This is a genomic window from Leclercia pneumoniae (assembly GCF_017348915.1).
GTDB classification, from domain to species: Bacteria; Pseudomonadota; Gammaproteobacteria; order Enterobacterales; family Enterobacteriaceae; genus Enterobacter; species Enterobacter pneumoniae.
Genome location: NZ_CP071383.1, coordinates 4,146,698 through 4,173,080, shown reverse-complemented (window position 1 = coordinate 4,173,080; position 26,383 = coordinate 4,146,698). Strand labels below are relative to the sequence as shown.

Annotated in this window: 24 protein-coding genes; 14 read left to right on the top strand and 10 right to left on the bottom strand. The window is 56.2% G+C overall.

The features are described from left to right. The 3 genes from hemX to hemC are packed head-to-tail and all read right to left on the bottom strand — an operon-like array spanning position 1 to position 2,888. The gene (hemX, locus tag JZ655_RS20245; protein WP_046886528.1) at positions 1-1,188 is read right to left on the bottom strand and encodes a uroporphyrinogen-III C-methyltransferase; all 1,188 of its coding nucleotides are present in this window, start codon (positions 1,186-1,188) and stop codon (positions 1-3) included. 21 nt (positions 1,189-1,209) lie between these two features. Continuing rightward, a complete protein-coding gene (hemD, locus tag JZ655_RS20240; protein WP_046886529.1) occupies positions 1,210-1,950 on the bottom strand; it encodes a uroporphyrinogen-III synthase in 741 nt (246 codons plus the stop codon). After that, positions 1,947-2,888, bottom strand: coding sequence for a hydroxymethylbilane synthase (gene hemC, locus JZ655_RS20235; RefSeq protein WP_040078100.1), 942 nt, complete (start codon positions 2,886-2,888; stop codon positions 1,947-1,949). Before hemC ends, hemD begins: the two co-directional genes overlap by 4 nt. 343 nt (positions 2,889-3,231) lie before the next feature. On the opposite strand from hemC, the gene cyaA reads away from it, so the two are divergent. Beyond that, a complete protein-coding gene (cyaA, locus tag JZ655_RS20230) occupies positions 3,232-5,775 on the top strand; it encodes a class I adenylate cyclase (RefSeq protein ID WP_040078101.1) in 2,544 nt (847 codons plus the stop codon). Between the two features lie 39 nt (positions 5,776-5,814). On the opposite strand, the gene cyaY is transcribed toward cyaA, so the two are convergent. After that, positions 5,815-6,135, bottom strand: coding sequence for an iron donor protein CyaY (gene cyaY / locus JZ655_RS20225; protein ID WP_207292602.1), 321 nt, complete (start codon positions 6,133-6,135; stop codon positions 5,815-5,817). Between the two features lie 139 nt (positions 6,136-6,274). On the opposite strand from cyaY, the gene lptM reads away from it, so the two are divergent. The 8 genes from lptM (at position 6,275) to corA (ending at position 13,202) form a co-directional block, all read left to right on the top strand. After that, positions 6,275-6,478 (top strand): LPS translocon maturation chaperone LptM, encoded by a 204-nt coding sequence (gene lptM / locus JZ655_RS20220; protein ID WP_040078103.1) that lies wholly within the window; start codon positions 6,275-6,277, stop codon positions 6,476-6,478. Between the two features lie 34 nt (positions 6,479-6,512). Beyond that, positions 6,513-7,337 (top strand): diaminopimelate epimerase, encoded by an 825-nt coding sequence (gene dapF / locus JZ655_RS20215; RefSeq protein ID WP_040078104.1) that lies wholly within the window; start codon positions 6,513-6,515, stop codon positions 7,335-7,337. Then, positions 7,334-8,041, top strand: a complete 708-nt coding sequence (locus tag JZ655_RS20210; RefSeq protein ID WP_040078105.1) for a DUF484 domain-containing protein — start codon at positions 7,334-7,336, stop codon at positions 8,039-8,041. The genes dapF and JZ655_RS20210 overlap by 4 nt, the downstream gene beginning before the upstream one ends. After that, positions 8,038-8,940, top strand: coding sequence for a tyrosine recombinase XerC (gene xerC / locus JZ655_RS20205; protein WP_207292601.1), 903 nt, complete (start codon positions 8,038-8,040; stop codon positions 8,938-8,940). Before JZ655_RS20210 ends, xerC begins: the two co-directional genes overlap by 4 nt. Then, complete coding sequence (gene yigB, locus JZ655_RS20200) at positions 8,940-9,656, top strand: 5-amino-6-(5-phospho-D-ribitylamino)uracil phosphatase YigB (protein ID WP_040078108.1); 717 nt, start codon at positions 8,940-8,942, stop codon at positions 9,654-9,656. Before xerC ends, yigB begins: the two co-directional genes overlap by 1 nt. 76 nt (positions 9,657-9,732) lie before the next feature. Beyond that, a complete protein-coding gene (gene uvrD, locus JZ655_RS20195; RefSeq protein ID WP_040078109.1) occupies positions 9,733-11,895 on the top strand; it encodes a DNA helicase II in 2,163 nt (720 codons plus the stop codon). 149 nt (positions 11,896-12,044) lie between these two features. After that, on the top strand, positions 12,045-12,101 hold the full coding sequence (gene ysgD / locus JZ655_RS21460) for a YsgD/CorL family protein (protein WP_212743980.1): 57 nt from the start codon (positions 12,045-12,047) through the stop codon (positions 12,099-12,101). Between the two features lie 150 nt (positions 12,102-12,251). Beyond that, positions 12,252-13,202, top strand: coding sequence for a magnesium/cobalt transporter CorA (gene corA, locus JZ655_RS20190; protein ID WP_040078111.1), 951 nt, complete (start codon positions 12,252-12,254; stop codon positions 13,200-13,202). Between the two features lie 35 nt (positions 13,203-13,237). Here the strand turns inward: corA and rarD are convergent, their stop codons facing one another. Continuing rightward, a complete protein-coding gene (gene rarD, locus JZ655_RS20185) occupies positions 13,238-14,134 on the bottom strand; it encodes an EamA family transporter RarD (RefSeq protein WP_207292600.1) in 897 nt (298 codons plus the stop codon). Positions 14,135-14,185: 51 nt separating this feature from the next. Beyond that, complete coding sequence (gene yigI, locus JZ655_RS20180; RefSeq protein WP_040078113.1) at positions 14,186-14,653, bottom strand: acyl-CoA thioesterase YigI; 468 nt, start codon at positions 14,651-14,653, stop codon at positions 14,186-14,188. Between the two features lie 159 nt (positions 14,654-14,812). Between yigI and pldA the strand changes: the two genes are divergently transcribed. The 3 genes from pldA to rhtC all read left to right on the top strand — a co-directional run bounded on the left by pldA (position 14,813) and on the right by rhtC (position 18,283). Beyond that, positions 14,813-15,682, top strand: a complete 870-nt coding sequence (gene pldA / locus JZ655_RS20175) for a phospholipase A (RefSeq protein WP_207292599.1) — start codon at positions 14,813-14,815, stop codon at positions 15,680-15,682. An 89-nt stretch (positions 15,683-15,771) separates the two neighbouring features. Next, entirely contained in the window at positions 15,772-17,601 is a 1,830-nt protein-coding gene (gene recQ, locus JZ655_RS20170) for an ATP-dependent DNA helicase RecQ (RefSeq protein WP_040078116.1), read from the top strand. 61 nt (positions 17,602-17,662) lie between these two features. Continuing rightward, positions 17,663-18,283 (top strand): threonine export protein RhtC, encoded by a 621-nt coding sequence (gene rhtC / locus JZ655_RS20165; RefSeq protein WP_040078118.1) that lies wholly within the window; start codon positions 17,663-17,665, stop codon positions 18,281-18,283. Between the two features lie 41 nt (positions 18,284-18,324). On the opposite strand, the gene JZ655_RS20160 is transcribed toward rhtC, so the two are convergent. From JZ655_RS20160 to JZ655_RS20150, 3 genes are read right to left on the bottom strand one after another with little or no spacing between them, the layout of a single operon-like run. Continuing rightward, on the bottom strand, positions 18,325-19,221 hold the full coding sequence (locus JZ655_RS20160) for a hypothetical protein (protein ID WP_207292598.1): 897 nt from the start codon (positions 19,219-19,221) through the stop codon (positions 18,325-18,327). A gap of 4 nt (positions 19,222-19,225) precedes the next feature. After that, positions 19,226-20,032 carry an OmpA family protein gene (locus tag JZ655_RS20155; RefSeq protein WP_207292597.1) on the bottom strand — a complete coding sequence of 269 codons (807 nt, stop codon included), beginning with the start codon at positions 20,030-20,032 and terminating at the stop codon, positions 19,226-19,228. Between the two features lie 53 nt (positions 20,033-20,085). Then, positions 20,086-23,601, bottom strand: a complete 3,516-nt coding sequence (locus tag JZ655_RS20150) for a YadA-like family protein (RefSeq protein WP_207292596.1) — start codon at positions 23,599-23,601, stop codon at positions 20,086-20,088. A gap of 194 nt (positions 23,602-23,795) precedes the next feature. Here JZ655_RS20150 and JZ655_RS20145 point away from each other — a divergent pair. Then, positions 23,796-24,493 (top strand): IS1-like element IS1A family transposase gene (locus JZ655_RS20145; RefSeq protein ID WP_242637262.1). Its coding sequence is split into 2 segments (ribosomal slippage): positions 23,796-24,045 and positions 24,045-24,493, totalling 699 coding nucleotides; the frame shifts between segments, so codons are not numbered across the junction. Positions 24,494-24,650: 157 nt separating this feature from the next. On the opposite strand, the gene rhtB is transcribed toward JZ655_RS20145, so the two are convergent. Then, complete coding sequence (gene rhtB / locus JZ655_RS20140; protein ID WP_207292595.1) at positions 24,651-25,271, bottom strand: homoserine/homoserine lactone efflux protein; 621 nt, start codon at positions 25,269-25,271, stop codon at positions 24,651-24,653. Between the two features lie 109 nt (positions 25,272-25,380). Here rhtB and pldB point away from each other — a divergent pair, with 109 nt between their 5' ends. Further along, positions 25,381-26,373: a lysophospholipase L2 gene (gene pldB, locus JZ655_RS20135; RefSeq protein WP_046886537.1), complete on the top strand. Its 993-nt coding sequence runs from the start codon at positions 25,381-25,383 to the stop codon at positions 26,371-26,373. Positions 26,374-26,383 lie beyond the last annotated feature (10 nt).

Sequence of the window (26,383 nt, the reverse complement as noted above, 5' to 3'; positions counted from 1 at the left end):
TTACTCTCCCTGCGGTGCGCTTTGTGGCGCGCTTTCAGGCGCAGCGGTATTTGCTTCGGAGGCGACACCAGGCTGTGCCAGCAGATTACGCACGCGCGTTTGCATCAGTTTTTCCAGCACCGGCTGGCTTTCCAGCTTGTCCGGGACATTCATGGTGATGTTCTGCTGGCTGAGCTTATCCACCTCTTCCAGGAACGCGGTGGTGGTGGCATCGTCGGTATCGTAATAGGCGCGAACCCAGGTGGAGACGTTGTCCAGCGCCTGCTTGTAAGTCTCTTCCTGATGGCGCGGCACGGCCTGGGCGGCGACCAGCAGGCGGGAGCGGATGTTTTCACGCAGATAGACATCCTGATTAGGCGCCAGTAACGGTACGGCGGTTTCGTCACGGCGGCGAATGGTAATAAAGCTGTCCATAAAGTTCTGCCAGCTTTTTTGCAGGTTTATGCGCCACTCACTGATAGAGCTGGAAAGTTCGCCGCTATCAGAATCCATCGGGGTGTCGTCATCGTTGTTATCCGCCAGACGCAGGTTATCAATCTGGTTCGACAGTTGGTTAACCTTAAGGATAATGCCGTCGTAATCGACCTGAGAAACGGCGGCCAGGCTTGCGATATCTTCGGTGATGGCACGACGCGCGTTGATCAGGCTCGGGTCGTTCATATCGGCCAGGCTGGCGTCGGCGCTTTTCAGCAGAGCGGCGGCGGTGGTGACATCCTGATCGCTCCACAGCTTACGTCCGGCCAGTTTGACCAGGAAATCGGACTGGGCCAGCAGCCAGGTTTTGGCATCGGTACCGGAGATGGTGGCCACCTTCTGCTGCACCTCGTCCAGCTGTTTTGTCAGCTCAGCCTGCTTGTTATTGGCGGCGGTCAGCGCATCGGCCTGCTGCTTAATAACCGCTTCCAGATCCGTTTTTTGCGTCTCCTGCGCTTTTTGCAAGGCGGTGACCTGGCTCACCAGCGCATCATTGGTGGCGGTCTGGTTGGAGGCCTGATTTTTTACCAGACCGTACAGACCTACGCCCGCGGCGAGCGCGATCGCAATCGCAATGGCGCTTAGCGCAAGGCTGGTTTTATTCGTGTCGCGCTTCTGGGCAGTAGTGTTCTCGGTCTTCTCTGACTGTGGCGTGGTGTCCACCGTCTCCCTGGTCTCTTCAACCACGGCGGAGGATTTTTCTTGTTCCGTCATTATGGCTTCCCATTATGAGAGTTATTGTAATGCGCGCAGCAGCGCATCGTTGTCGGCGTTATCAGCGACCCTAATATCTTGCCAGCCCAGTTCCCGGGCGAGGTTCGCCAGACGCTCACTGACGACAATCAGCCGACAGCGGAGTAACCAGTTTTCACGATACCATGGTGGAATGAGCGACCAGAGCTGTTGCAGCATTTCACCGCTGGTGATCACCAGCGTTGTCACGCCGCGTTGATGCCAGCGCATGGCCTCTTCCGCACCATCATAATGCCTGGTACAACGTTGATAACATTCGCAGAATTTCACCTCTGCGCCGCGCTCGCGAAGCGTTTCACCCAACAGCTCACGCCCGCCGTTTCCGCGCAGAATCAGTGCGCGCTTTCCTGCAACAGACTGTAATTCAGGTAATTGTAGCAATACTTCGCTGGTCTCCCGATCCCGCGGATAGCGAATATCGATTCCGCTAACGGTATGCAGGGCCAGCGCGGTGGTTCGGCCAATGGCGAAGTAGCCGGGGGAGAGCGGCCAGGTTTGGCCTTCCTGTTGCAATTGCGCATGGGCAAACTCCACGGCATGTTGCGACAGCGCAAAAAGCAGGTCGCCTTCCCGTAGGGCGTGAAGCTGCTCTGTGAGCAGAGGCAGCTCCCTTCCCTGAGAGAACTCAATCAGCGGAAAGCTCCATGCCACCTGCCCCAGTGCGCGCAGACGGCTCACTAACTGCTCTCCTGCGGGAGAAGGGCGGGTGACGAGAATACTCATGCCGGGGGTTCTCCGTTATAAACGTCTGCCAGGATCTCGCGCGCGCCGTTATCGAGCAGCTCCTCAGCGAGCGATACGCCAAGCTGCTCGGCATCTTGCGGCTTACCGCGACGTTCACCGCGCACCATTTTAGAGCCGTCCGGGGCGCCAACCAGCGCCCGCAGCCACAGCTCATCATTCTTTAATTCAGCATAGCTGCCAATCGGCACCTGACAGCCGCCTTCGAGGCGGGTATTCATGGCGCGCTCCGCCTGGACACGAATCGCGGTTTCGTCGTGATTGAGCGGGGCGAGCAGGTCGCGGGTGTGTTGGTCGTCGAGACGGCACTCAATACCCACCGCACCCTGGCCCACCGCAGGCAGAGAGAGTTCGGGTGGCAACGCCACGCGTACGCGTGACTCCAGCCCCAGACGTTTCAGCCCAGCGACCGCAAGGATGATGGCATCATAGTCGCCGTTATCAAGTTTGCTCAGGCGGGTACCCACGTTGCCGCGCAGCGATCGGATAACCAGATCCGGGCGGCGCTCGGCCAGTTGACACTGGCGGCGTAAACTTGACGTGCCAACCACGCTGCCCTGAGGCAACGCGTCAAGCGAGGCGAAGTGGTTGGAGACAAACGCATCGCGCGGATCTTCACGCTCGCAAATCGTGACCAGGCCCAGCCCTTCGGGAAACTCAACCGGAACGTCTTTCATGGAGTGAACGGCAATATCGGCACGGCCTTCGAGCAGGGCCAGTTCCAGCTCTTTGACAAACAGCCCTTTACCGCCCACCTTGGCCAGCGGCGTATCGAGGATCACATCGCCCCGCGTCACCATAGGAACCAGCTCAACATGGAGATCGGCGTGGTAGGCTTCGAGGCGCTGCTTTACATAATGTGCCTGCCAGAGCGCAAGAGGGCTTTGGCGTGTGGCAATTCTTAAAACATTGTCTAACATGCTTGTTACCGTCATTTTCGTCTACAGACCATCCTAACATTGTTGTCTCTGGGATGGCAGTTTTACGGACGATGATGGGAAGAGGGACAAGGCAGCGGCACAAGTTGCCTGGCGCCGTATTCAGGAATTTACACGTACAGAACGGTGCTACACTTGTATGTAGCGCATCTTTCTTTACGGTCAATCGGCAAGGTGTTAAATTGATCACGTTTTAGACCATTTTTTCGTCGTTATGACCATAATGACCCAGGGCGAAAAGTGACGGTTTATTTTTGAAATAGTGTGAATGCGTTTCTCGCGGCCCCGCCAACGGCAACGCCTTCAGAACATCAGGCGATACGTCTTGTACCTCTATATTGAGACTCTGAAACAGAGACTGGATGCCATTAACCAACTGCGCGTAGATCGCGCGCTTGCTGCAATGGGACCCGCTTTCCAGCAGGTTTACAGTCTACTGCCGACATTGTTGCACTATCACCATCCGCTGATGCCAGGCTACCTGGACGGTAACGTTCCCAGAGGCATCTGTCTTTTCACGCCTGATGAAACCCAACAGCACTATCTGAACGAGCTGGAACTCTACCGTGGCATGCCGCCACAAGACTCTCCGAAAGGTGAACTGCCGATCACCGGCGTTTACACAATGGGCAGTACCTCATCGGTAGGGCAAAGCTGTTCTTCTGACCTGGATATCTGGGTCTGCCATCAATCCTGGCTTGATAACGAAGAGCGCCAGCTGTTGCAGCGTAAATGCAGCCTGCTGGAGAGCTGGGCGGCATCGCTCGGTGTGGAAGTGAGCTTCTTCCTGATTGATGAAAACCGATTCCGTCATAACGAAAGCGGCAGTCTGGGTGGTGAAGACTGCGGCTCGACTCAGCATATGCTGTTGCTGGATGAATTTTACCGTAGTGCTGTTCGCCTGGCCGGTAAGCGTATTCTGTGGAATATGGTGCCGTGCGATGAAGAAGAGCATTACGACGATTACGTCATGTCGCTCTATTCTCAGGGTGTGCTGACGCCAAACGAGTGGCTGGACCTGGGCGGCTTAAGCTCCCTTTCCGCTGAAGAGTATTTTGGCGCCAGCCTCTGGCAGCTCTATAAAAGTATCGACTCACCGTACAAAGCGGTGTTGAAAACCCTGCTCCTCGAAACCTACTCCTGGGAATATCCTACGCCGCGCCTGCTGGCGAAAGACATCAAGCAGCGTCTGCACGACGGGGAGATTGTCTCCTTCGGGCTCGATGCCTACTGCATGATGCTGGAGCGCGTGACGGAATACCTGAAAGCCATTGACGACACTACCCGTCTGGACCTGGTGCGTCGCTGTTTCTATCTCAAAGTCTGTGAGAAGCTGAGCCGCGAACGGGCCTGCGTGGGCTGGCGTCGTGAAGTAGTCAGTCAACTGGTCAAAGAGTGGGGATGGGACGAAGAGCGGCTGGCAATGCTCGATAATCGCGCCAACTGGAAGATCGATCAGGTGCGAGAAGCGCATAATGAACTGCTCGATGCCATGATGCAGAGCTACCGTAACCTGATTCGCTTTGCTCGACGCAACAACCTCAGCGTTTCCGCCAGTCCGCAGGATATTGGGGTGTTGACCCGTAAACTGTACGCTGCGTTTGAAGCGCTGCCGGGTAAAGTCACGCTGGTTAACCCGCAGATTTCGCCAGACCTGTCTGAACCGAATCTGACCTTTATCTATGTACCGCCGGGCCGCGCGAACCGCACCGGGTGGTATCTGTATAACCGTGCGCCAAGCATGGATTCGATTATCAGCCATCAGCCGCTGGAATATAACCGCTACCTGAACAAGCTGGTGGCCTGGGCCTGGTTCAATGGCCTGCTGACGTCGCGCACCCGGCTGTTTATCAAAGGCAATGAGGTCGTCGACTTAGCCAAGCTGCAGGAGATGGTCGCAGACGTATCGAGCCACTTCCCGCTGCGTCTGCCGGCACCGACGCCAAAAGCGCTCTACAGTCCGTGCGAAATTCGCCATCTGGCGATCATCGTTAACCTGGAGTACGACCCGACGGCGGCCTTCCGCAATCAGGTGGTTCACTTTGATTTCCGCAAGCTGGATGTCTTTAGCTTTGGCGAGCAGCAAAATTGCCTGGTGGGCAGTATCGACCTGCTCTATCGCAACTCCTGGAACGAAGTGCGTACGCTGCACTTTAACGGCGAGCAAGCGATGATCGAAGCGCTGAAGACCATTCTCGGCAAGATGCACCAGGATGCGGCTCCGCCGGACAGCGTCGAGGTGTTCTGCTATAGCCAGCACCTGCGCGGTTTGATCCGTACCCGCGTGCAGCAACTGGTCTCCGAGTGTATCGAACTGCGTCTTTCAAGCACCCGCCACGAAACTGGCCGCTTCAAAGCGCTGCGTGTCTCCGGCCAGACCTGGGGGCTGTTCTTCGAGCGGCTGAACGTATCGGTGCAGAAACTGGAAAATGCCATCGAGTTTTACGGCGCGATTTCCCATAATAAGCTGCATGGCTTGTCGGTACAGGTAGAAACCAACCACGTGAAGTTGCCGCAGGTGGTGGATGGCTTTGCCAGTGAAGGGATTATTCAGTTCTTCTTTGAAGAGGTGGGGGATGACGCCGGGTTTAACATCTATATCCTGGATGAGACCAACCGCGCCGAAGTTTATCACCACTGTGAAGGCAGCAAAGAGGAGCTGGTACGTGACGTGAGCCGCTTCTACTCCTCATCGCACGATCGCTTCACCTACGGCTCCAGCTTTATCAACTTTAACCTGCCGCAGTTCTATCAGATTGTGAAAGTGGATGGCCGTGCTCAGGTGATTCCGTTCCGTACGCAGGTGATTGCCGCCGCCCCCGCGAATCAGGACGCCGGCGCACCGCTGCTACAGCAGTATTTCTCGTAATCGGGCCCGGTAAGCGTGACGCTACCGGGCTAAAACGCGTTAGCTAAAGCTGACTGTCTCACCTGCCTGGGATGTTGCCGCCTGTTCCAGCAGATCCCAGAAGCGCTCGCCGCTACGGTCACAAATCCACTCATCACCTTTCAGATCGAAATGGTAGCCGCCCTGTTTGGTCGCCAGCCACACCTGATGCAGCGGCTCTTGACGGTTAATGATGATTTTAGTGCCGTTTTCGAAGCTGATGGTCAGCACGCCGCCGTTGATTTCACAATCGATATCGCTGTCGCCGTCCCAGTCGTCCAGGCGTTCTTCAATGGTCTGCCACAGGTCGTCTGCAAGGCGATGGAATTCACTGTCATTCATGGGTCTGTTCCTGTTTTTCGTGATGGCGGCAGTATAACGCTAAATAATTCCCGTTGCAGGTAAGCGGCAAACTCTTGCTTTTGTGTCTTCTCCTGCGATGATAGAAAGCATAAAGCACGAACTTACAGGCAACTAAATAATGAAAAACGTTTTTGGAACGCTGGCCGTTCTCCTCACGCTGCTGAGCCTGACCGGCTGTGGTCTGAAGGGGCCGCTCTATTTCCCACCCGCGGATAAAACGGCGCCGCCGCCAACCCGGCCGGTGGAGAGCCATATTGAGTCAACCACCCCGGTCAGTAACGATCGTGGCGACAACGGCGGCCCGACTCAGGTGAACTACTGACGACCCGTTCTGTACCCGCGCAATGGAGCAAATGATGCAGTTCTCTAAAATGCATGGCCTTGGCAACGATTTTATGGTCGTCGACGCGGTAACGCAGAATGTCTTCTTTTCCCCGGAGCTGATTCGCCGTCTGTCAGACAGACACCTGGGCGTGGGTTTTGACCAACTGTTGGTGGTTGAACCCCCCTACGATCCGGATCTCGATTTTCATTACCGCATTTTTAACGCGGATGGCAGCGAAGTCTCTCAGTGCGGCAACGGTGCGCGCTGTTTTGCCCGCTTTGTCCGCCTGAAAGGGCTGACCAACAAGCGTGACATTCGCGTCAGCACCGCCAATGGCCGCATGGTGCTTAGCGTTACCGATGATGAACTGGTGCGGGTTAACATGGGTGAGCCGCAGTTTGAGCCCTCGCAGGTGCCGTTTCGCGCCAACAAAGCGGAAAAGACCTATATCATGCGCGCCGCGGAACAGACAGTCTTGTGCGGCGTGGTCTCCATGGGTAATCCCCACTGTGTGATTCAGGTTGATGATGTCACTACCGCCGCCGTCGAAACCCTTGGCCCGATACTGGAAAGCCATGAACGTTTCCCGGAGCGCGCCAATATCGGCTTTATGCAGGTAGTGAAAAACGAGCATATCCGGCTGCGCGTGTATGAGCGTGGTGCGGGTGAGACACAAGCTTGCGGCAGCGGCGCGTGTGCCGCCGTTGCGGTAGGTATCTCACAAGGGTTACTGGCAGAAGAGGTTCGCGTGGAGTTACCCGGCGGCCGACTGGATATTGCCTGGAAAGGCCCGGGTCACCCACTGTATATGACCGGCCCGGCGGCACATGTTTACGACGGATTTATTCATCTATGAAGCAACCAGGGGAAGAACTGCAGGAGTCACTGACAGAGCTGGACGATCGGGCGGTTGTTGATTATCTGCTGCGCCATCCTGAGTTTTTTATCCGCAATGCGCGCGTTGTCGAACAGATGCGTGTACCGCATCCGGTTCGCGAAACCGTGTCACTGGTCGAGTGGCATATGGCGCGCTCGCGTCATCAGATCTCGCATCTGGAAGAGAATATCTCTCTGCTGATGGAACAAGCCACCAGCAATGAGAGCCTCTTCTACCGGCTGCTGCATCTGCAGTCCCGGCTGGCATCTGCCAGCAGCCTGGACGAATTCCTCAACCGTTTCCATCGCTGGGCCCGCGAACTGGGGTTGGCAGGCGCAACGATCCGCCTGTTTCCTGACCGCTGGCGTATCGGCGCGCCCTCTGGCTTTACCCATCTGGCACTGAACCGTCAGGCCTTCGAACCGTTGCGCATTCAGCGTCTGGGCAGAGAGCATCATTATCTGGGTACGCTCAACGGACCGGAACTGCTGGTGGTGCTACCTGAGGCTAAAGCCATCGGGTCGGTGGCGATGTCGCTGATGGGACGTGACGGCGATCTTGGCGTGATACTCTTTACCAGCCGGGACGCGCAGCATTATCAGCAGGGACAGGGCACTCAGCTGCTCCAGGAGATCGCTTTGATGTTGCCAGAACTGCTGGAGCGTTGGGTCGAGCGCCTATGACCGGGGCCTCGCTAACTTCTGCCGTGACGCGCTTTATGCGCTACCTGGGCGTTGAGCGCCAGCTCAGCCCCATTACGCTTAAGAATTATCAGCGTCAGCTGGATGCCATCATGCAGATTGCGGAAGAGAGCGGTCTGCAAAGCTGGCAGCAGTGCGATGCTGCCACGGTACGGGGATTTGCCGTACGCAGCCGCCGCAAAGGCCTTGGCCCGGCGAGCCTGGCGTTACGCCTCTCGGCATTACGTAGCTTCTTTGACTGGCTGGTGGCTCAGGGCGAACTCACGGCCAATCCGGCGAAAGGCATCTCCGCGCCGAAAGCACCGCGTCATCTGCCTAAAAATATCGATGTGGATGACGTTAACCGCCTTCTGAATATCGACCTTAACGATCCGCTGGCGGTGCGCGACAGGGCGATGCTGGAAGTGATGTATGGCGCCGGCCTGCGACTCTCTGAACTGGTGAACCTGGACAGTAAACATCTCGATCTCGACACCGGGGAAGTGTGGGTGATAGGCAAGGGGAGCAAAGAGCGCCGTCTGCCGATTGGCCGCAACGCCGTCGTCTGGATTGAACACTGGCTGGATCTGCGCGGGCTGTTTGGTGCCGACGACGATGCGCTGTTTCTCTCGAAGCTGGGCAAGCGCATCTCGGCGCGTAACGTGCAAAAACGCTTCGCTGAGTGGGGCATCAAGCAGGGGCTGAACAGCCATGTGCATCCTCACAAACTGCGCCACTCCTTCGCCTCTCATATGCTGGAGTCCAGCGGCGATCTGCGCGGCGTTCAGGAGTTATTGGGGCATGCCAATTTATCCACCACTCAAATCTATACCCATCTCGATTTTCAACACCTTGCCTCGGTGTACGACGCGGCGCATCCACGCGCCAAACGGGGGAAATAATGCGTTTTTACCGTCCGGTCGGCCAGATTTCTGCGCTGACCTTTGATCTTGATGACACGCTGTACGATAACCGTCAGGTGATCCTGCGCACCGAGCAGGAAGCGCTGAGCTTTGTTCAGAACTATCACCCGGCGTTAAAAACGCTGCAAAACAGCGAGTTTCATCGCCTGCGCCAGGCGTTACGGGAGACTGAACCGGATATTTATCACGATGTCACCGAATGGCGGCGTCGGGCAGTTGAACAGGCAATGCTGGATGCCGGCCTCACGGCGTCCGAAGCGGCTCTGGGCGCGGAGGCGTCGATGGCGCATTTTGCTAAATGGCGTAGCCGTATCGATGTGCCGCAAGAGACGCACGATACCCTTGCCGCGCTTGCCGAAAAGTGGCCGCTGGTGGCTATCACCAACGGCAATGCTCAGCCCGAGCTCTTTGGCCTGGGTGATTACTTCGAATTTGTACTGCGTGCCGGCCCGGACGGACGCTCGAAGCCGTTCAACGACATGTACCATCTGGCGGCTAAAAGACTCAACGTACCGCTGGGCGAGATCCTGCACGTAGGCGATGACCTCACCACCGACGTGGCGGGGGCGATCCGCTGTGGCATGCAGGCTTGCTGGATCAAGCCTGAAAACGCCGACCTGATGCAGGCTTTCGACAGCCGCCTGCTGCCACACGTGGAAATTTCGCGGTTGGCATCCCTCACGACGCTGATATAATCACCAGCAGTATTGTATAAATTAACAGTATGTCCGGTGGCAAGCTCCGCCGGGCAGCTCACTTCTGGCGGTGCCAATGGACGTTTCTTACCTTCTCGACAGCCTTAATGATAAACAGCGTGATGCGGTTGCCGCCTCGCGCACTAACCTGCTGGTGCTGGCAGGGGCGGGGAGTGGTAAGACGCGTGTGTTGGTGCACCGTATCGCCTGGTTACAGAGCGTAGAAAACTGCTCGCCTTACTCCATCATGGCGGTGACCTTTACCAACAAGGCGGCGGCGGAGATGCGCCACCGTATCACCCAACTGATGGGCACCAGCCAGGGCGGTATGTGGGTGGGTACTTTCCACGGCCTGGCGCATCGCCTGCTGCGCGCTCACCATCTGGATGCTAACCTGCCGCAGGATTTCCAGATCCTCGATAGCGAAGACCAGCTGCGTCTGCTTAAGCGCTTGATCAAGGCGATGAACCTTGATGAGAAGCAGTGGCCGCCGCGTCAGGCGATGTGGTACATCAACGGCCAAAAAGACGAAGGGCTACGCCCACACCATATCCAGAGTTTCGGTAATCCGGTCGAGCAGACCTGGCAGAAGGTTTACCAGGCCTATCAGGAAGCTTGTGACCGTGCGGGGTTGGTTGACTTCGCTGAGCTGCTGTTGCGTGCCCATGAGCTGTGGCTCAACAAGCCGCATATTTTGCAGCACTATCGCGAGCGCTTTACCAACATCCTGGTGGACGAATTCCAGGATACCAACAACATTCAGTACGCGTGGATCCGCCTGCTGGCGGGCGACACCGGCAAGGTGATGATCGTTGGCGATGACGACCAGTCGATCTACGGCTGGCGCGGGGCGCAGGTTGAAAATATCCAGCGCTTCCTCAACGACTTCCCCGGTGCGCAGACTATCCGCCTGGAACAGAACTACCGTTCAACCAGCAACATTCTGAGCGCGGCCAACGCCCTGATCGAGAACAACAACGGGCGTCTGGGCAAAAAGCTCTGGACCGACGGCGTCGATGGCGAGCCAATCTCTCTTTACTGCGCGTTCAACGAACTCGATGAAGCGCGGTTTGTGGTGAACCGCATCAAGACCTGGCAGGACAACGGCGGCGCGCTGGAGCAGTGCGCTATTCTCTATCGCAGCAACGCCCAGTCGCGTGTGCTGGAAGAGGCGCTGCTGCAGGTGAGCATGCCGTACCGCATTTACGGGGGCATGCGCTTCTTCGAGCGCCAGGAGATCAAAGATGCGCTCTCCTATCTGCGCCTGATTGCCAACCGTAATGACGATGCCGCCTTTGAGCGCGTGGTGAATACCCCGACGCGCGGGATCGGCGATCGTACCCTGGACGTGGTGCGTCAGACCTCGCGTGAACGTCAGCTCACGTTATGGCAGGCCTGTCGCGAGTTATTACAGGAGAGAGCCCTCGCCGGGCGTGCCGCCAGCGCCCTGCAGCGTTTCCTCGAGCTTATCGAAGCGCTGGCGCAAGAGACCGCCGACATGCCGCTGCACGTGCAGACCGACCGGGTGATTAAAGATTCCGGCCTGCGCACCATGTATGAGCAGGAAAAGGGCGAGAAAGGCCAGACCCGTATCGAAAACTTAGAGGAGCTGGTGACGGCAACGCGCCAGTTCAGCTACAACGAAGAAGACGAAGACCTGATGCCGCTGCAGGCATTCCTCTCTCACGCCGCGCTGGAAGCGGGCGAAGGGCAGGCGGATACCTGGCAGGACGCGGTGCAACTTATGACCCTGCACTCCGCGAAAGGGCTGGAGTTCCCGCAGGTGTTCATCGTCGGGATGGAAGAGGGGATGTTCCCCAGCCAGATGTCGCTGGATGAGGGCGGTCGTCTGGAAGAAGAGCGTCGCCTGGCCTACGTGGGGGTGACGCGTGCAATGCAGAAGCTGACGCTCACCTACGCCGAAACCCGTCGTCTGTACGGCAAAGAGGTCTATCATCGCCCGTCACGTTTTATTGGTGAGCTGCCAGAAGCGTGCGTGGAAGAGGTACGCCTGCGCGCCAGCATCAGCCGTCCGGTCAGCCATCAGCGTATGGGAACGCCCGTCTCTGAAAACGACACGGGATACAAGCTGGGGCAGCGTGTCCGCCATGCTAAATTTGGCGAGGGCACCATCGTCAATCTGGAAGGCAGCGGCGAGCACAGTCGCCTGCAGGTCGCGTTTCAGGGCCAGGGAATTAAATGGCTGGTGGCCGCTTACGCGAAGCTGGAAGCGGTGTAACTTTCAGAAAAACATCATAATTTTGTAATTATCTGCTAGCCTTATACGTTGAGGGTGATTTATTGCTCTTCAGCGTTCCGTTGCGTGTTGACGCCGCAGTTATTGCTGGCGTAACATGCGCGCACGATTACGCTAAGAGGACATTCGCCTTGGACACACCCAGTAGATACTGGCTCAATTCCCTGTCATCCAGGAACAACTCCTAAGGCTATCTCCTCACGCTGATGGCCTTAGTGGTTGTCAGCGACTGCATTATTCCCGTCGCGCTGAGTCAGGCTGTTTAATGGTCTGAAACCCAATTTGTTTCTGTGTGCCCACCGAACTGTCCGATATTTTTTGCATTGGGAGTCCCGGTCATGCTGAGCGCATTTCAACTGGAAAACAACCGACTAACCCGGCTTGAAGCCGAGGAGTCACAACCCCTCATTGATGCCGTATGGGTGGATCTGGTCGAGCCGGATGACGAGGAACGTACACGCGTTCAGTCAGAGCTCGGGCAGAGTCTGGCCACCCGACCGGAACTGGAAGACATCGAAGCATCCGCCCGTTTCTTCGAGGACGAAGACGGCCTGCATATTCACTCCTTCTTCTTCTTTGAAGATGCCGAAGATCACGCTGGCAACTCCACCGTGGCATTTACCATCCGTGATGGCCGCCTGTTCACGCTGCGCGAACGGGAACTGCCCGCGTTTCGCCTCTACCGCATGCGGGCCCGCAGCCAGGCGATGGTGGACGGAAACGCTTACGAACTGCTGCTGGATCTGTTTGAAACCAAAATTGAACAGCTGGCAGACGAAATTGAAAATATCTACAGCGATCTGGAAAAGCTGAGCCGCGTCATTATGGAAGGGCACCAGGGCGATGAGTATGACGAAGCGCTCTCGACGCTGGCCGAGCTGGAAGATATTGGCTGGAAGGTACGTTTGTGTCTGATGGATACCCAGCGCGCGCTGAACTTCCTGGTACGCAAGGCGCGTCTGCCGGGTGGCCAACTGGAGCAGGCGCGTGAGATCCTGCGCGATATCGAATCCCTGCTGCCGCACAACGAATCCCTGTTCCAGAAGGTGAACTTCCTGATGCAGGCGGCAATGGGCTTTATCAACATCGAGCAGAACCGCATCATCAAGATCTTCTCGGTGGTATCGGTCGTGTTCCTGCCACCGACGCTGGTGGCCTCAAGCTACGGAATGAACTTTGAGTTTATGCCGGAGCTGAAGTGGAGCTTTGGCTATCCGGGCGCGATTGTCTTTATGATCCTCGCCGGGCTGGCGCCTTACCTCTACTTTAAGCGCCGTAACTGGCTGTAAGCACATCACCCTCTCCCTGGGGAGAGGGTGAAATACTACAATCCTCTTTTTAGGCGACGCTGGGTATAAATCGCATCGGTAACGAAAATCGCCAGTGCAACCCAGATAAACGCAAACGTCACCATCTTATCTGCACCCGGTACTTCACCGTAAAACACCACCGCCAGCAGGAACATCAGCGTGGGGCCGATGTACTGGAAGAAGCCCAGCGTGGAGAGGCGCAGGCGCGTTGCCGCACCGGTAAAGCACAGCAGCGGGATCGTAGTGACGACACCTGCGGCCATCAGCATCAGGTTCAGCGACCATGGATTGCCGCCCATATGGCTGGTGGCGCTATCGGCAATGCCAAACAGATAAATCGCGGCGACCGGCAACAGCCACAGAGTTTCGAACAGCATTCCGGTCTGCGCTTCGACGGCGATTTTTTTGCGCACCAGGCCGTAGAAAGCAAAGCTGAACGCCAGCCCCAGCGCAATGACAGGCAGCGAGCCGAACGTCCATAGCTGGACCAGCACCCCGCAGAAGGCGAGAAGTACCGCCACCCACTGCATCCGGCGGAAGCGCTCGCCGAGGAAAATCATCCCCAGCACAATGTTCACCAGCGGGTTAATAAAATAACCCAGGCTTGCTTCGAGCATGTGATGGTTATTCACAGCCCAGATAAACAGCAGCCAGTTGCCGCCAATTAACACGGCAGAGAGCGCCAGCAGAAAGACCTTTTTCGGCGTTTTGAGCAGCGTTTTAACGCCCGACCACTGACGGCTGATACTCATCAGCGCAATCATAAAGAAGAAGGACCAGATAACGCGGTGAGTGAGGATCTCGTCCGCCGGCACGTAGGCGATCAGTTTGAAGTACGCCGGTGCGATACCCCAAATAAAATAAGCGGCAAGAGCGAGTAAAACGCCCTGCCGCGTCTGTTTAGCATCCATCGGGAAAATCCGTTACAAATAAGTGAACTCACTTTACCCGATTTTTTCACCTCAACCCACCATATAAGTGGCTGTTGCGCTGGCGATATAAACCTGCTCGTCGTTATGCAGCTCTACGCGGGCAACGGCGACTTTGTTACCCGCACGCAGCAGACTGCTGGTGCAGGTGAAGCGATTTCCGCGGCCGGGCCGCAGGTAGTCAACGCGTAAATCGATCGTGCCCATTCTTGATAAACGTTGACGCAGTTCATCTTCGTTGATGGTCTCGTGGCGCGTTAAGGTGCTACCCACGCAGACCAGCCCGGCGGCGACATCCAGCGCTGAGGCAATCACCCCGCCGTGCAGAATACTCTGCGCCCAGTTTCCCACCATCATCGGCTGGTTATTGAAACTGAGCTGCGCAAAATCCTTCTCGTAGCGCTCCAGCTCCAGGCCCAGTGCGCGGTTAAATGGCATGTGATAGACAAAAATCTCACCGACCAGCTTCAGAGCTTGTTCCGCAGTTAGCGTGGCTGACATGGCACAACAGATCCTTATTGTTAATAAAATGTTGATTTTATCCCTCGCCAACGCGATTTACCACTTTAAGACATCTGGATGCAGCAGACGGCAAATAAATATGTAGAATGTGGTGGGCAAAATTATTCTTAAAAACTATCTACCTGGAGAACACCACCGATGCGGACGTATCTGGTCTGGTTACTTGCAGCGGTTGCGCTGCCTTTCACAGCTTATGCGCAGGAAGCGACCGTTAAAGAGGTGCACGATGCCCCGGCGGTACGCGGGAGCATCATCGCTAACCTGCTGCAGGAGCATGACAACCCATTTACGCTCTATCCGTACGACACTAACTACCTGCTTTACACGACCACCAGCGACCTGAACAAAGAAGCTATTAGCACCTACAACTGGTCTGATAACGCGCGTAAAGATGAGGTAAAATTTCAGCTGAGCCTGGCCTTCCCGTTCTGGCGCGGTATTCTGGGGCCGAATTCGGTGCTGGGCGCCTCATATACGCAGAAATCCTGGTGGCAGCTCTCAAACAGCGGTGAATCATCGCCGTTCCGCGAGACCAACTACGAACCGCAGTTGTTCCTCGGCTTTGCGACTGACTATGAATTTGCTGGCTGGACGCTGCGCGATGTGGAATTTGGTTACAACCACGACTCCAATGGGCGTTCAGACCCGACCTCACGTAGCTGGAACCGTCTGTACACCCGACTGGCGGCGCAAAACGGCAACTGGCTGGTTGAAGTGAAGCCCTGGTACGTCGTAGGCGATACCGACGATAACCCGGATATCACCAAATATATGGGTTATTACCAGCTGCGCGTGGGTTATCAGCTGGGCGAGGCGGTATTAAGCGCGAAAGGGCAGTACAACTGGAATACCGGCTACGGCGGTGCGGAGATTGGCCTCAGCTATCCGATGACCAGGCATGTACGCCTTTATACTCAGGTATATAGCGGCTATGGCGAGTCACTTATCGATTATAACTTCAACCAGACCCGCGTCGGTGTGGGCGTGATGCTGAACGATCTTTTCTAGCATCCTCGAATGTTTTTGTCTTAATCGTTGAAGTTTCTCTCTCAGGCGCTGAAAATAGCGCCTGTTTTTATTTCAGGCAGGTGGTTAATGTGGCGCAGGCGGAAGTTTTGAATCAGACATTGCTGGCTAAACAGGTTCTGCATGAGACCTTTGGCTACCAGCAATTCCGCCCGGGCCAGGAGACCATCATTGATGCCGTCCTCGAAGGGCGTGATTGCCTGGTCGTGATGCCCACCGGCGGCGGGAAGTCGCTCTGTTATCAGGTGCCCGCGCTGGTGCTTAATGGCCTGACGGTGGTGGTCTCTCCGCTTATCTCGTTGATGAAAGACCAGGTCGATCAACTGCTGGCTAACGGCGTGGCAGCGGCCTGCCTGAACTCGACGCAAACCCGCGAGCAGCAGCAAGAGGTGATGGCCGGTTGCCGTACCGGGCAGATCCGTCTTCTTTATATCGCTCCAGAGCGGCTGATGCTGGATAACTTCCTCGACCATTTGACGCACTGGAACCCGGTGCTGTTGGCGGTGGATGAAGCGCACTGCATCTCCCAGTGGGGGCATGATTTCCGTCCGGAGTATGCCGCGCTCGGTCAGTTGCGCCAGCGCTTCCCGGCGCTGCCCTTTATGGCGCTCACCGCCACGGCAGATGACACGACCCGTCTGGATATCGTCCGACTGCTGGGGCTGAATGACCCCTTTATCCAGGTTAGCAGCTTCGATCGCCCTAACATCCGCTACATGCTGATGGAGAAGTTCAAGCCGCTGGATCAGCTCTTACGCTACGTCCAGGAGCAACGCGGTAAGTCGGGCATCATCTACTGCAACAGCCGCGCAAAGGTGGAAGACACCGCCGCGCGCCTGCAAAACCGTGGCTTCAGCGCCGCGGCCTATCATGCCGGGTTAGAAAACCACATCCGCGCCGACGTGCAGGAGAAATTCCAGCGCGACGATCTGCAAATCGTTGTTGCGACGGTGGCGTTCGGCATGGGGATCAACAAGCCCAACGTGCGCTTTGTGGTGCATTTCGACATCCCGCGCAATATCGAATCTTACTATCAGGAAACGGGCCGCGCCGGGCGTGACGGCCTGCCTGCGGAAGCGATGCTGTTTTACGATCCGGCGGATATGGCGTGGCTGCGCCGCTGCCTGGAAGAGAAACCGCAGGGGCAACTGCAGGACATTGAGCGCCACAAGCTGAACGCGATGGGGGCCTTTGCCGAAGCGCAAACCTGCCGCCGTCTGGTGCTGCTCAACTACTTTGGTGAAGGACGACAGGAATCGTGCGGTAACTGCGATATCTGCCTCGACCCACCGAAGCAGTACGATGGCCTGATGGACGCGCGCAAGGCGCTCTCGACGATCTATCGTGTCAATCAACGCTTCGGGATGGGCTACGTGGTGGAAGTGCTGCGCGGCGCGAATAATCAGCGTATCCGTGATATGGGCCACGACAAGCTGCCTGTCTACGGCATCGGTAAAGACCAGAGCCACGAGCACTGGGTCAGCATTATCCGCCAGCTGATCCACATGGGGTTCGCTACGCAAAACATTGCCCAGCACTCGGCGCTGCAGCTGACCGAAGCGGCACGCCCGGTGCTGCGCGGCGAAATTGAACTGAAGCTCGCCGTGCCGCGCGTGATTGCCCTGAAGCCGCGCGTAATGCAGAAATCTTACGGCGGCAACTACGACCGGAAGCTGTTTGCCAAACTGCGCAAGCTGCGTAAAGCCATCGCCGATGAGGAGAACATCCCGCCGTACGTGGTCTTTAACGACGCGACGCTGATAGAAATGGCCGAGCAGATGCCGCTTAGCGCCGGTGAAATGCTCAGCGTCAACGGTGTTGGCACGCGCAAGCTCGAGCGTTTCGGCAAGGAGTTTATGGCGCTTATTCGCTCTCATGCCGATGGTGATGATGAGGAGTAGTCAGCCAGCCAAAAAAGTGCCAGTATGATGACTCACTGTATTATTTCCCCGCGAGCTAATTATGTTAATGCTTTTTCTCACCGTGGCATTAGTGCACATCGTTGCGCTGATGAGCCCCGGCCCTGACTTTTTCTTCGTATCGCAAACTGCCGTCAGCCGCTCCCGCAAAGAGGCGATGATGGGCGTACTCGGTATTACCATGGGCGTCATGGTCTGGGCGGCGGTGGCGCTGCTTGGTCTGAACCTGATTCTGGCGAAGATGGCCTGGCTGCATAACATCATCATGGTCGGTGGTGGCCTGTATCTGTGCTGGATGGGCTACCAGATGCTGCGCGGCGCGCTGAAAAAAGAGGTAGCAACGCCGCAGGAGCCAAAAGTTGAGCTGGCTACCGGCGGTCGTAGCTTTATGAAAGGGCTGCTGACGAACCTGGCGAACCCGAAAGCGATTATCTACTTCGGCTCGGTGTTCTCACTCTTTGTGGGCGACAGCGTCGGCGCGGGAGCGCGCTGGGGCATCTTCCTGCTGATTGTGGTGGAAACCTTTGCCTGGTTCACCCTGGTAGCAAGTCTGTTTGCCCTGCCGGCAATGCGCCGTGGTTATCAGCGCATTGCGAAGTGGATCGATGGCTTTGCTGGTGCACTCTTTGCGGGCTTCGGTATTCACCTCATCATCTCTCGCTAATTGCTTCAATGGCGTACAGGACCCTGTACGCCATCTTGCCTTTACTTCTTCTTCTGCTCTGCATCGTCATGCGCGGGTGCGGCAAGAATCGCAATATCGACAAAATAGCTTTTGCCAATAATCATGCCCTTGCCGAACCAGGTCACGCCCCGGGAATAGAGCTCAACATCTTCACTATTTTTGACCAGCCGGTTGCCAAAGGTATTGCGAACGCTGTAGCTGTTGCTGGTAACGTAATCCAGCGTCAGTGCGCCACTGCCCTCGGCTTTGTAAAAACTGGTGATGGCGTTGAGATAGTCCGGCGCATAGTGTTTAACGACGTCTGTGATTTGTTGTTGCCTGGTCTTCCAGTCGCCGATTGGCTGCGGGGGGATATTCTGCGCGATAACGGCATAAAGCTGAGCCGTGGCGCGCGCGACCGCGAGCTGAACCTGTGCATCATGGATAAATCGATCCCTCAGGAAGTCGCTCTTTTCTGTCCGCTCCTCTTTCGCCGGGCGCCAGGGTAACCAGCTGGATTTCTCCTTCTCCTTTTTGTCCTGCAGGTAGTAACTTGTCATATCTACCGGCTGGAAGAGCGACGTCGCCAGAAACGCCGCACAGGCGAGCTGGCGCTCCTCGCGCTCGCTTTTTAACACCAGCATGCCCGGCACGCCTAATTTCGCGAGCTGCATCGGGTCAACTTTATTCTGGATAAGCCGCTGATTCACCTCCTGCTGGGTTGCATCGCCACGCGCTAAATCGCAAATTTGCTGCATCAAAAAGGTATTACGTTTCCCTGCAACCTGAGGCGTCAAATTGAACAGGGTATCGGTAATAATGCTATAAGCGGGCACGCTAACAAATCTGACGGGCAGTTCCTGGGAAGCCGCAAAGCCGGTGGCTGCGGTCAGTAAAGAAAGACCGCCGACGGCGGTCTTGATTAGAGTGAGGCGCATGACGTTATTTACCTGCGTTATCAGCCACGATTTCAATCGTTATGCGGCGATTGGGGGCCAGGCATTCAATGACATGTGATGTGGCGACACCCGGACAATCAACGCGCGGCATACTTTCGCCCAGACCTTCGGTTTCGATGCGGGTGGCATCAATCCCGTTTTCAATGAGCTGGCGCTTCACCGATTCCGCGCGTGCTTTGGACAGCGTCATATTGCTGGCCTCGTCGCCGATACGGTCAGTATGGCCTTTAACGATCAGGTGTTTACCTTGCTGTGTTTCAGCCTTCAGCCCGCCGCTGATGAGATTCACCTGCTTGATGCCCTCCGGACTCAGCGCTGCGCTACCAAAGGCAAACAGGCTTTCTGCACTCAGCTCTTTCTGAACGACCGCAACAGGTTGCTGCGGTTTTGCCTGCGGCGTCAGGCAGTTTTCAGGCAGGAAATAGAAGCTTTGCGCCTTCATCTGTGAGTCGAACAGCACCTTGTACTGACAGGTACGCACGCTGTGATCTGGCTGGGTGAAGTGGAAAATATAATCCCACTCTTTCACGCGAAACATGCCTTCACTGAAATGCGGTGCGCCGAGCAGCTCATAGATCTGCGCTTTGGTTAAACCTGCGTGCATCTCGTTAAGATTGTCTTTATTCACGAAGCTGCCGTCAGTACGTACTGCGTGCGATTTATCCGGGAATATCGCGTTATCGGTCTTCCCTTCACCATTTACGTCGCTAACAGCGCGGGTACAGGCGGTAAGCAAAGCCATGCTGCCAATAAGCAGCGCCAGCCGGGTCATCTTTTTACAATTCATCATAATTTCTCTTTTACTCTCCGGCGTGTTCGCCGGAGATGTTTGTTAATTCAGACTTACCACTGATAGCCAATACCAACAGAACCACCCAGATCGCCCTGGCTGTTAGAGGAGCCAGACAGCTTCGTGACCCATTTACCATTGTCAGAGACGGTTGATACCCCCATCGCAATCGCAGACTCGCCCTGATAGGTTCCCCCCGCCATGCTGAACATGCTGGCGCCTGGCGAATAAGGCTGTGGCAAGCTCGCCATGGCCATCGCGCCGGCGATACCCGCGCTCAGCTTGTCGTCCTGATCGGCAATCATCTCTTTCAGTTCGCCAAACTTGTTATTGGTATAGGTGTAAGAATCGCCCATGCTCTGTTTCAACTGACCCACGTTGACGGCATCGGTGGCTGCGGTACCGGCTGCCACGTGAGTGATCTGACGCTCGCCGCCCGCGTATCCCATGGAAACGCTGTTATCACGATCGGTAACGGAGTTTGTTCCTAGCGCCACGGCGTTGCTGTGGGTAGCCTTCGCGCTGTTACCCAGGGCCATGCTGTTTGTTGCGCCAGCCACCGCGCCTGCGCCGCCAGCGATGGAATTTTGGCCCGTCGGTTTCGGCTTCGGCAGGTTACTGGTGTTATTCACCTGGAACATGCCGTCCTTGCCCTCGGCAATGTTGGTCACGTTCAGGCTGACTTCATCCAGCTGCTGCTTATTTACGGCATCGCTGGCATTGACGCCCGCCGCAACGTTAGTAATGGTGGTACCGCCGGTTTTAGTGGATTGATCGTAGGTATCGCCCGCCAGCGCTATTTTGCTGTAATCAATGGATCCATCGCCGTTTACCACATATTTCACCACGGAGTTATCCAGACCGGAGAAATTGGTGTTGATGGCTTCGATCGCCTGATTTGTGGCATACAGCTGCGAGCCGTTCACGGCATCCGTGCTGGTGGCGCTGATACGGCCCGCTGCAACGTTGGTGATGGTGCGTTCGTTATCCAGGCTGCCTACGCTGACGGTGCCAGTCGGCGTTGTGCCGGCAAATTGATAGTCGTTGCCGCGAATGGTTACGCCCTGAGTACCCACGGCTTGCTCCGTGGTGGCCCCTGCGCCCAGCGCCACGTCACCCTTATTGTTAGCGACCGCGCCAGCGCCAATGGCAACGCTGTTTTCGCCGGTTGACCGCGCGTTCTGCCCCATCGCCATGCTGCCTGCGCCGGTTGACGTGGCCGCGTTACCCATGGCAATCGAACTTTCGCCCACCGATTTCGCAGCCGGGCCTACCGCAATGGAGTCGGTGCCGGTGGCAACGGAATCTGCTTTGGTGGAGTTAGCGTGGAAATACTTCACCCCGTTGTTATACATATCGCTGGTGGCGTCTCTGAGTTGCTGTACGTTTACCGCATCGCTGTCATTCACCCCGTAAGCGACATTAGTGAGGGTGGTACCGCCCGCTTTCGTCGTGCTGTTATAGGTGGTGCCGCCCATGGACACGCGGTTGTAGTTGATGGTGCCGTCCGGATTGGTGTCGTATTTGACCGCCAGATCGCTGAGATCGGAAATATCGCCGGATATCCCATCAATGGCCTGGTTGGTGGCATACAGCTGAGAGCCGTTCACCGCATCGGTGCTGGTGGCGCTGAGGCGTCCGGCAGCGAGATTGGTGAGAGTACGCTCTTTACCCACGCTGCCAATACTGACGGTGCTTGCAGGGGCTGTGCCCGCGAAGGTATAGGCTTCGCCGCGAAGGGTCGTGCCGGTGGTCGCAACGGCCGCAGCGGTGAGTGAGTCAGCACCCAGCGCCACGTCTTTAGCATTGTTGGCTTTGGCGTTATAGCCGAGGGCAAGGCTGTTTTCGCCTATGGCGGTGGCGCTATAGCCGACGGCGGAGCTGCCTTTACCTTTCGCGTAGGCATCGGCCTGGGTCAGCCCTTTCTCGTTGGTCCGCGCATAGCGGATACCTTTACCGTTCAGGTCGGTGTAGGTCGTGCTGGTGTCGCCCGCGATGTTGTTAACGATGTTGGTGACGTCTGCCACGTCGGCGTTGGTCTCGTTAAGCTGAGACATATTCACCGCATCGCTGTCGTCGACCCCGCGAGCAATGTTAGTGATGGTGGTGCCGCCACTGTTGTCGGTACTGTCATACGTATCGCCGTTAAGGGTAATGCTATCGTAATTAACCGTGCTGTCCTGGTTCAGGTCGTATTTAACCGCGACATTGGCGAGGGCTTCTGTCGCTTGTGTGGCGGCAAAAAGCTGCGAGCCGTTGATCGCATCGGTGCTGGTTTTGCTAATACGGCCTGCGGCCAGGTTGGTCAGTGTCCGTTCCGCATCTTTTTTACCGATACTGACGGTGCTGAGCGGCGCCGTGCCCGCGAATGCGTAGGTTTTGCCATCGATAGTGATAGCTTGCGTCCCTACGGCCGCTGCGGTCAGAGAGCTGGACCCCAGGGCTACGCTGTTATCATCTGCGGAGGTCGCGTTGGTACCAAAGGCCAGGGAAGACATCCCCTGAGCTTTGGCGTTTGAGCCCATCGCGATAGCATCGTTTTTCGTGGCGGAAGAGTTGTAGCCAAACGACAGTGCTCTATCTCCCTGTGCTTTGGCCTGGGTCCCCAGTGCAACGGTGTCCGCTTTGGTTGCCTGAGCTTTATAGCCTACGGCGAAACTTTGCTTGTCGCTGGAACTGGCGTGGCTGCCAATGGCCAGCGAGCTTTCACCAGACGCAGTTGCGCTGTTGCCAATCGCCTGGGCATCCACACCGGTTGCGGTAGAGTCACTGCCAATTGCGAGAGAGTTATTACCCGAGGAGGTTGAATCACTCCCTATGGATAACGACTCTACACCGTATGCCCGGCTACCGATGCCCAGCGCCATGCTGGATTTTGCCGTAGCTTCGGCATGGTTACCCACCGCCAGGGCCTGTCCACCATAGGCGGTTGACCAGTTACCCAGCGAAATATTTTCTCCTTCGAGATCATTACTGTTCTGCGTGCCGGTATAGGTGCCGGAAGTGGAGCTGTAGCCGATGGCGATATCGCCGCTACGGTTAGCGTGCGCGCCAGCACCAAAGGCGACCGCGTTTTGTCCGTCTGCTTCAGAGGCTAAGCCGATCGCCGTCGCCCCGCCGCTTTTGTTTGCCGTAGCATAGGCGCCAATTGCCACACTGCCGCCGGGTGTCTGCGAGGTGCTGGTATCTGCGTCAGCGTGATCGCCAAGCGCGATACCGCCCATAGCCGCTTTAGCGCTTTCGCCAACTGCGACGTTAGACAGCTCCTGCTGGTTAACATTGGTATTGCCTGTGGTGATGGTATTCGCGTCCAGAGTGGTGGTATCGCCGGTCTCTGCGTTGGTACCAATCGTCACCGAGTCGGGGTCAGTACTGGTGGTGACGGGATCATCAGCGTATGCGCTGGTACTTACTAGCGACGAAAGGGTCAACGCGCCGATAAGGCCAGCGGCAGTTGCACTTAAGCCCGTGCGCCCGGATTTGCCTTTTCCATTCGCTTTTGCAAATTCGCTCACGGCAACCCAGGTACGTAATGCTGGGTTCCAGATCAATCGATATATTTTATTCATTATGGCTCCTGCCAATTAAATGAAATCTGAAATTTTGTTATTGAAATAGTGAATTAAGTGAATGCTTCACATCCTGAGAAGCGGTCGCCGCTCGGGTGTATTGCTGGGCGTAGCTAAGTGATATTGCTTAAAGGGACCGGGTGATGCTGCCAACTTACTGATTTAGTGTATGATGGTGTTTTTGAGGTGCTCCAGTGGCTTCTGTTTCTATCAGCTGTCCCTCCTGTTCAGCTACTGACGGGGTGGTGCGTAACGGCAAAAGCACCGCCGGACATCAGCGCTATCTCTGCTCTCACTGCCGTAAAACATGGCAACTGCAGTTCACTTACACCGCTTCTCAACCCGGTACGCACCAGAAAATCATTGATATGGCCATGAATGGCGTTGGATGCCGGGCAACCGCCCGCATTATGGGCGTTGGCCTCAACACGATTTTACGTCACTTAAAAAACTCAGGCCGCAGTCGGTAACCTCGCGCATACAGCCGGGCAGTGACGTCATCGTCTGCGCGGAAATGGACGAACAGTGGGGCTATGTCGGGGCTAAATCGCTCCAGCGCTGGCTGTTTTACGCGTATGACAGGCTCCGGAAGACGGTTGTTGCGCACGTATTCGGTGAACGCACTATGGCGACGCTGGGGCGTCTTATGAGCCTGCTGTCACCCTTTGACGTGGTGATATGGATGACGGATGGCTGGCCGCTGTATGAATCCCGCCTGAAGGGAAAGCTGCACGTAATCAGCAAGCGATATACGCAGCGAATTGAGCGGCATAACCTGAATCTGAGGCAGCACCTGGCACGGCTGGGACGGAAGTCGCTGTCGTTCTCAAAATCGGTGGAGCTGCATGACAAAGTCATCGGGCATTATCTGAACATAAAACACTATCAATAAGTTGGAGTCATTACCCTAAAACTTATTCTTTTCTATTTAAATATTATTCTGGCAAATACTCTTTACCGTCGTGCCACACTCGGTATTTTATTGCTTCTCCTTCTTTCGCTATTTTCCGGCGCGCTGTGCGCCGGATTTCATACACAATACATTCTCGTTACGCATGCCGTGCCGAGGCCAATAGCGCCCCCACCAGCACGAACAGTGAACCGAAGACTTTGTTGAGGGCCTTCATCTGTTTTGGCCCTTTAATCCACGCGGCAATCCGCTGCGCCAGGGTCGCATAACCAATCATCACAATGATATCGACGATAATAGTGGTAGCACCGAGCACCACATACTGCATCACCTGTGGCTGATGAGGGACGATGAATTGCGGGAAGAGGGCGGCGAGAAACACAATGCTCTTCGGGTTAGTCAGGTTTACAAACACCGCGCGTTTAAACAGGCGGCTACGATTCTGGCTCACCGCCAGCGTGTTTAAGTCCAGCGAACCGGCTGCGCGCCACTGCTGAATACCCAGCCAGATCAGGTAGGCGGCACCTGCCCACTTCAACACTTCAAATGCCAGTACCGAGCGGGAGAAAAGCGTACCCAGACCAATCCCGACCAGCAGAATATGAATACCCAGCCCGGTCTGCAAACCGGCAATAGACGCCGCGGCACCGCGATAGCCATGGCTGATAGAGGTCGTCATGGTATTAATCGCGCCAGAACCCGGTGAAAGGCTGAGGATGATAGAAGTGAGCAGGTAGGCGAACCACCATTCGAAGGTCATTTGAAACTCCCGGAATGTCTGTTTTTATGCCACAATACGCTAATGTCGGCTCGTTTTGTGAGCTGCTGCGAAAAAACGATATTCCTTGGCTTACGGGGGTGGAAACCCGATGTTTCAGCAGAAAAAGGACTGGGAAACTCGAGAAAACACTTTTGCTGCTTTCTCCATGGGGCCGCTGACCGATTTCTGGCGTCAGCGTGAGGAAGATGAGTTTACGGGTGTGAATGAGATTCCCGTGCGCTTTGTGCGTTTTCGGGATGAGAAAAACGATCGCGTTATCGTTGTCTGTCCAGGCCGTATCGAAAGCTACGTAAAATATGCCGAGCTGGCCTATGACCTGTTCCACATGGGTTTTGATGTTTTAATTATCGACCATCGTGGGCAAGGGCTGTCGGGTCGTATGCTGTCCGATACGCATCGTGGGCATGTTGATCACTTCAGCGATTATGTTGAGGATCTGGCCGCGTTCTGGACTCAGGAGGTCCTGCCCGGCCCATGGCGCAAGCGTTATATCCTTGCTCACTCCATGGGCGGTGCCATCTCAACGCTCTTTTTACAACGCCATGTGCATCAGTGCGATGCCATTGCGCTCACGGCACCGATGTTTGGCATCATCATACGTTTACCCGACTGGATGGTGCGCCACATTCTCGACTGGGCTGAGGGCCATCAGCGCATTCGTGAGGGCTATGCCATAGGCACCGGGCGTTGGCGTGCGCTGCCTTTTGCCATTAACGTCTTGACCCATAGTCGCCAGCGTTATCGCCGGAATTTACGCTTTTATGCCGACGAACCGCGTTTACGCGTCGGCGGCCCCACCTGGCACTGGGTGCGGGAAGGTATTCTGGCCGGTGAGCAGGTGCTGGCCGGGGTCGCAGATGATGCGACTCCAACACTCCTGATTCAGGCGGAAGAGGAGCGTGTGGTCGATAACCGCATGCACGACCGCTTTTGTGAATTGCGTGCCGCCGCCGGTCACCCTTGTGAAGGGGGTAAGCCGATGGTCATAAAAGGCGCGTACCATGAGATCCTTTTCGAAAAGGACGATATGCGCTCAGTTGCGCTCAACGCCATCGTCGGTTTTTTCGACCGGCATAATTGATATTCACCAG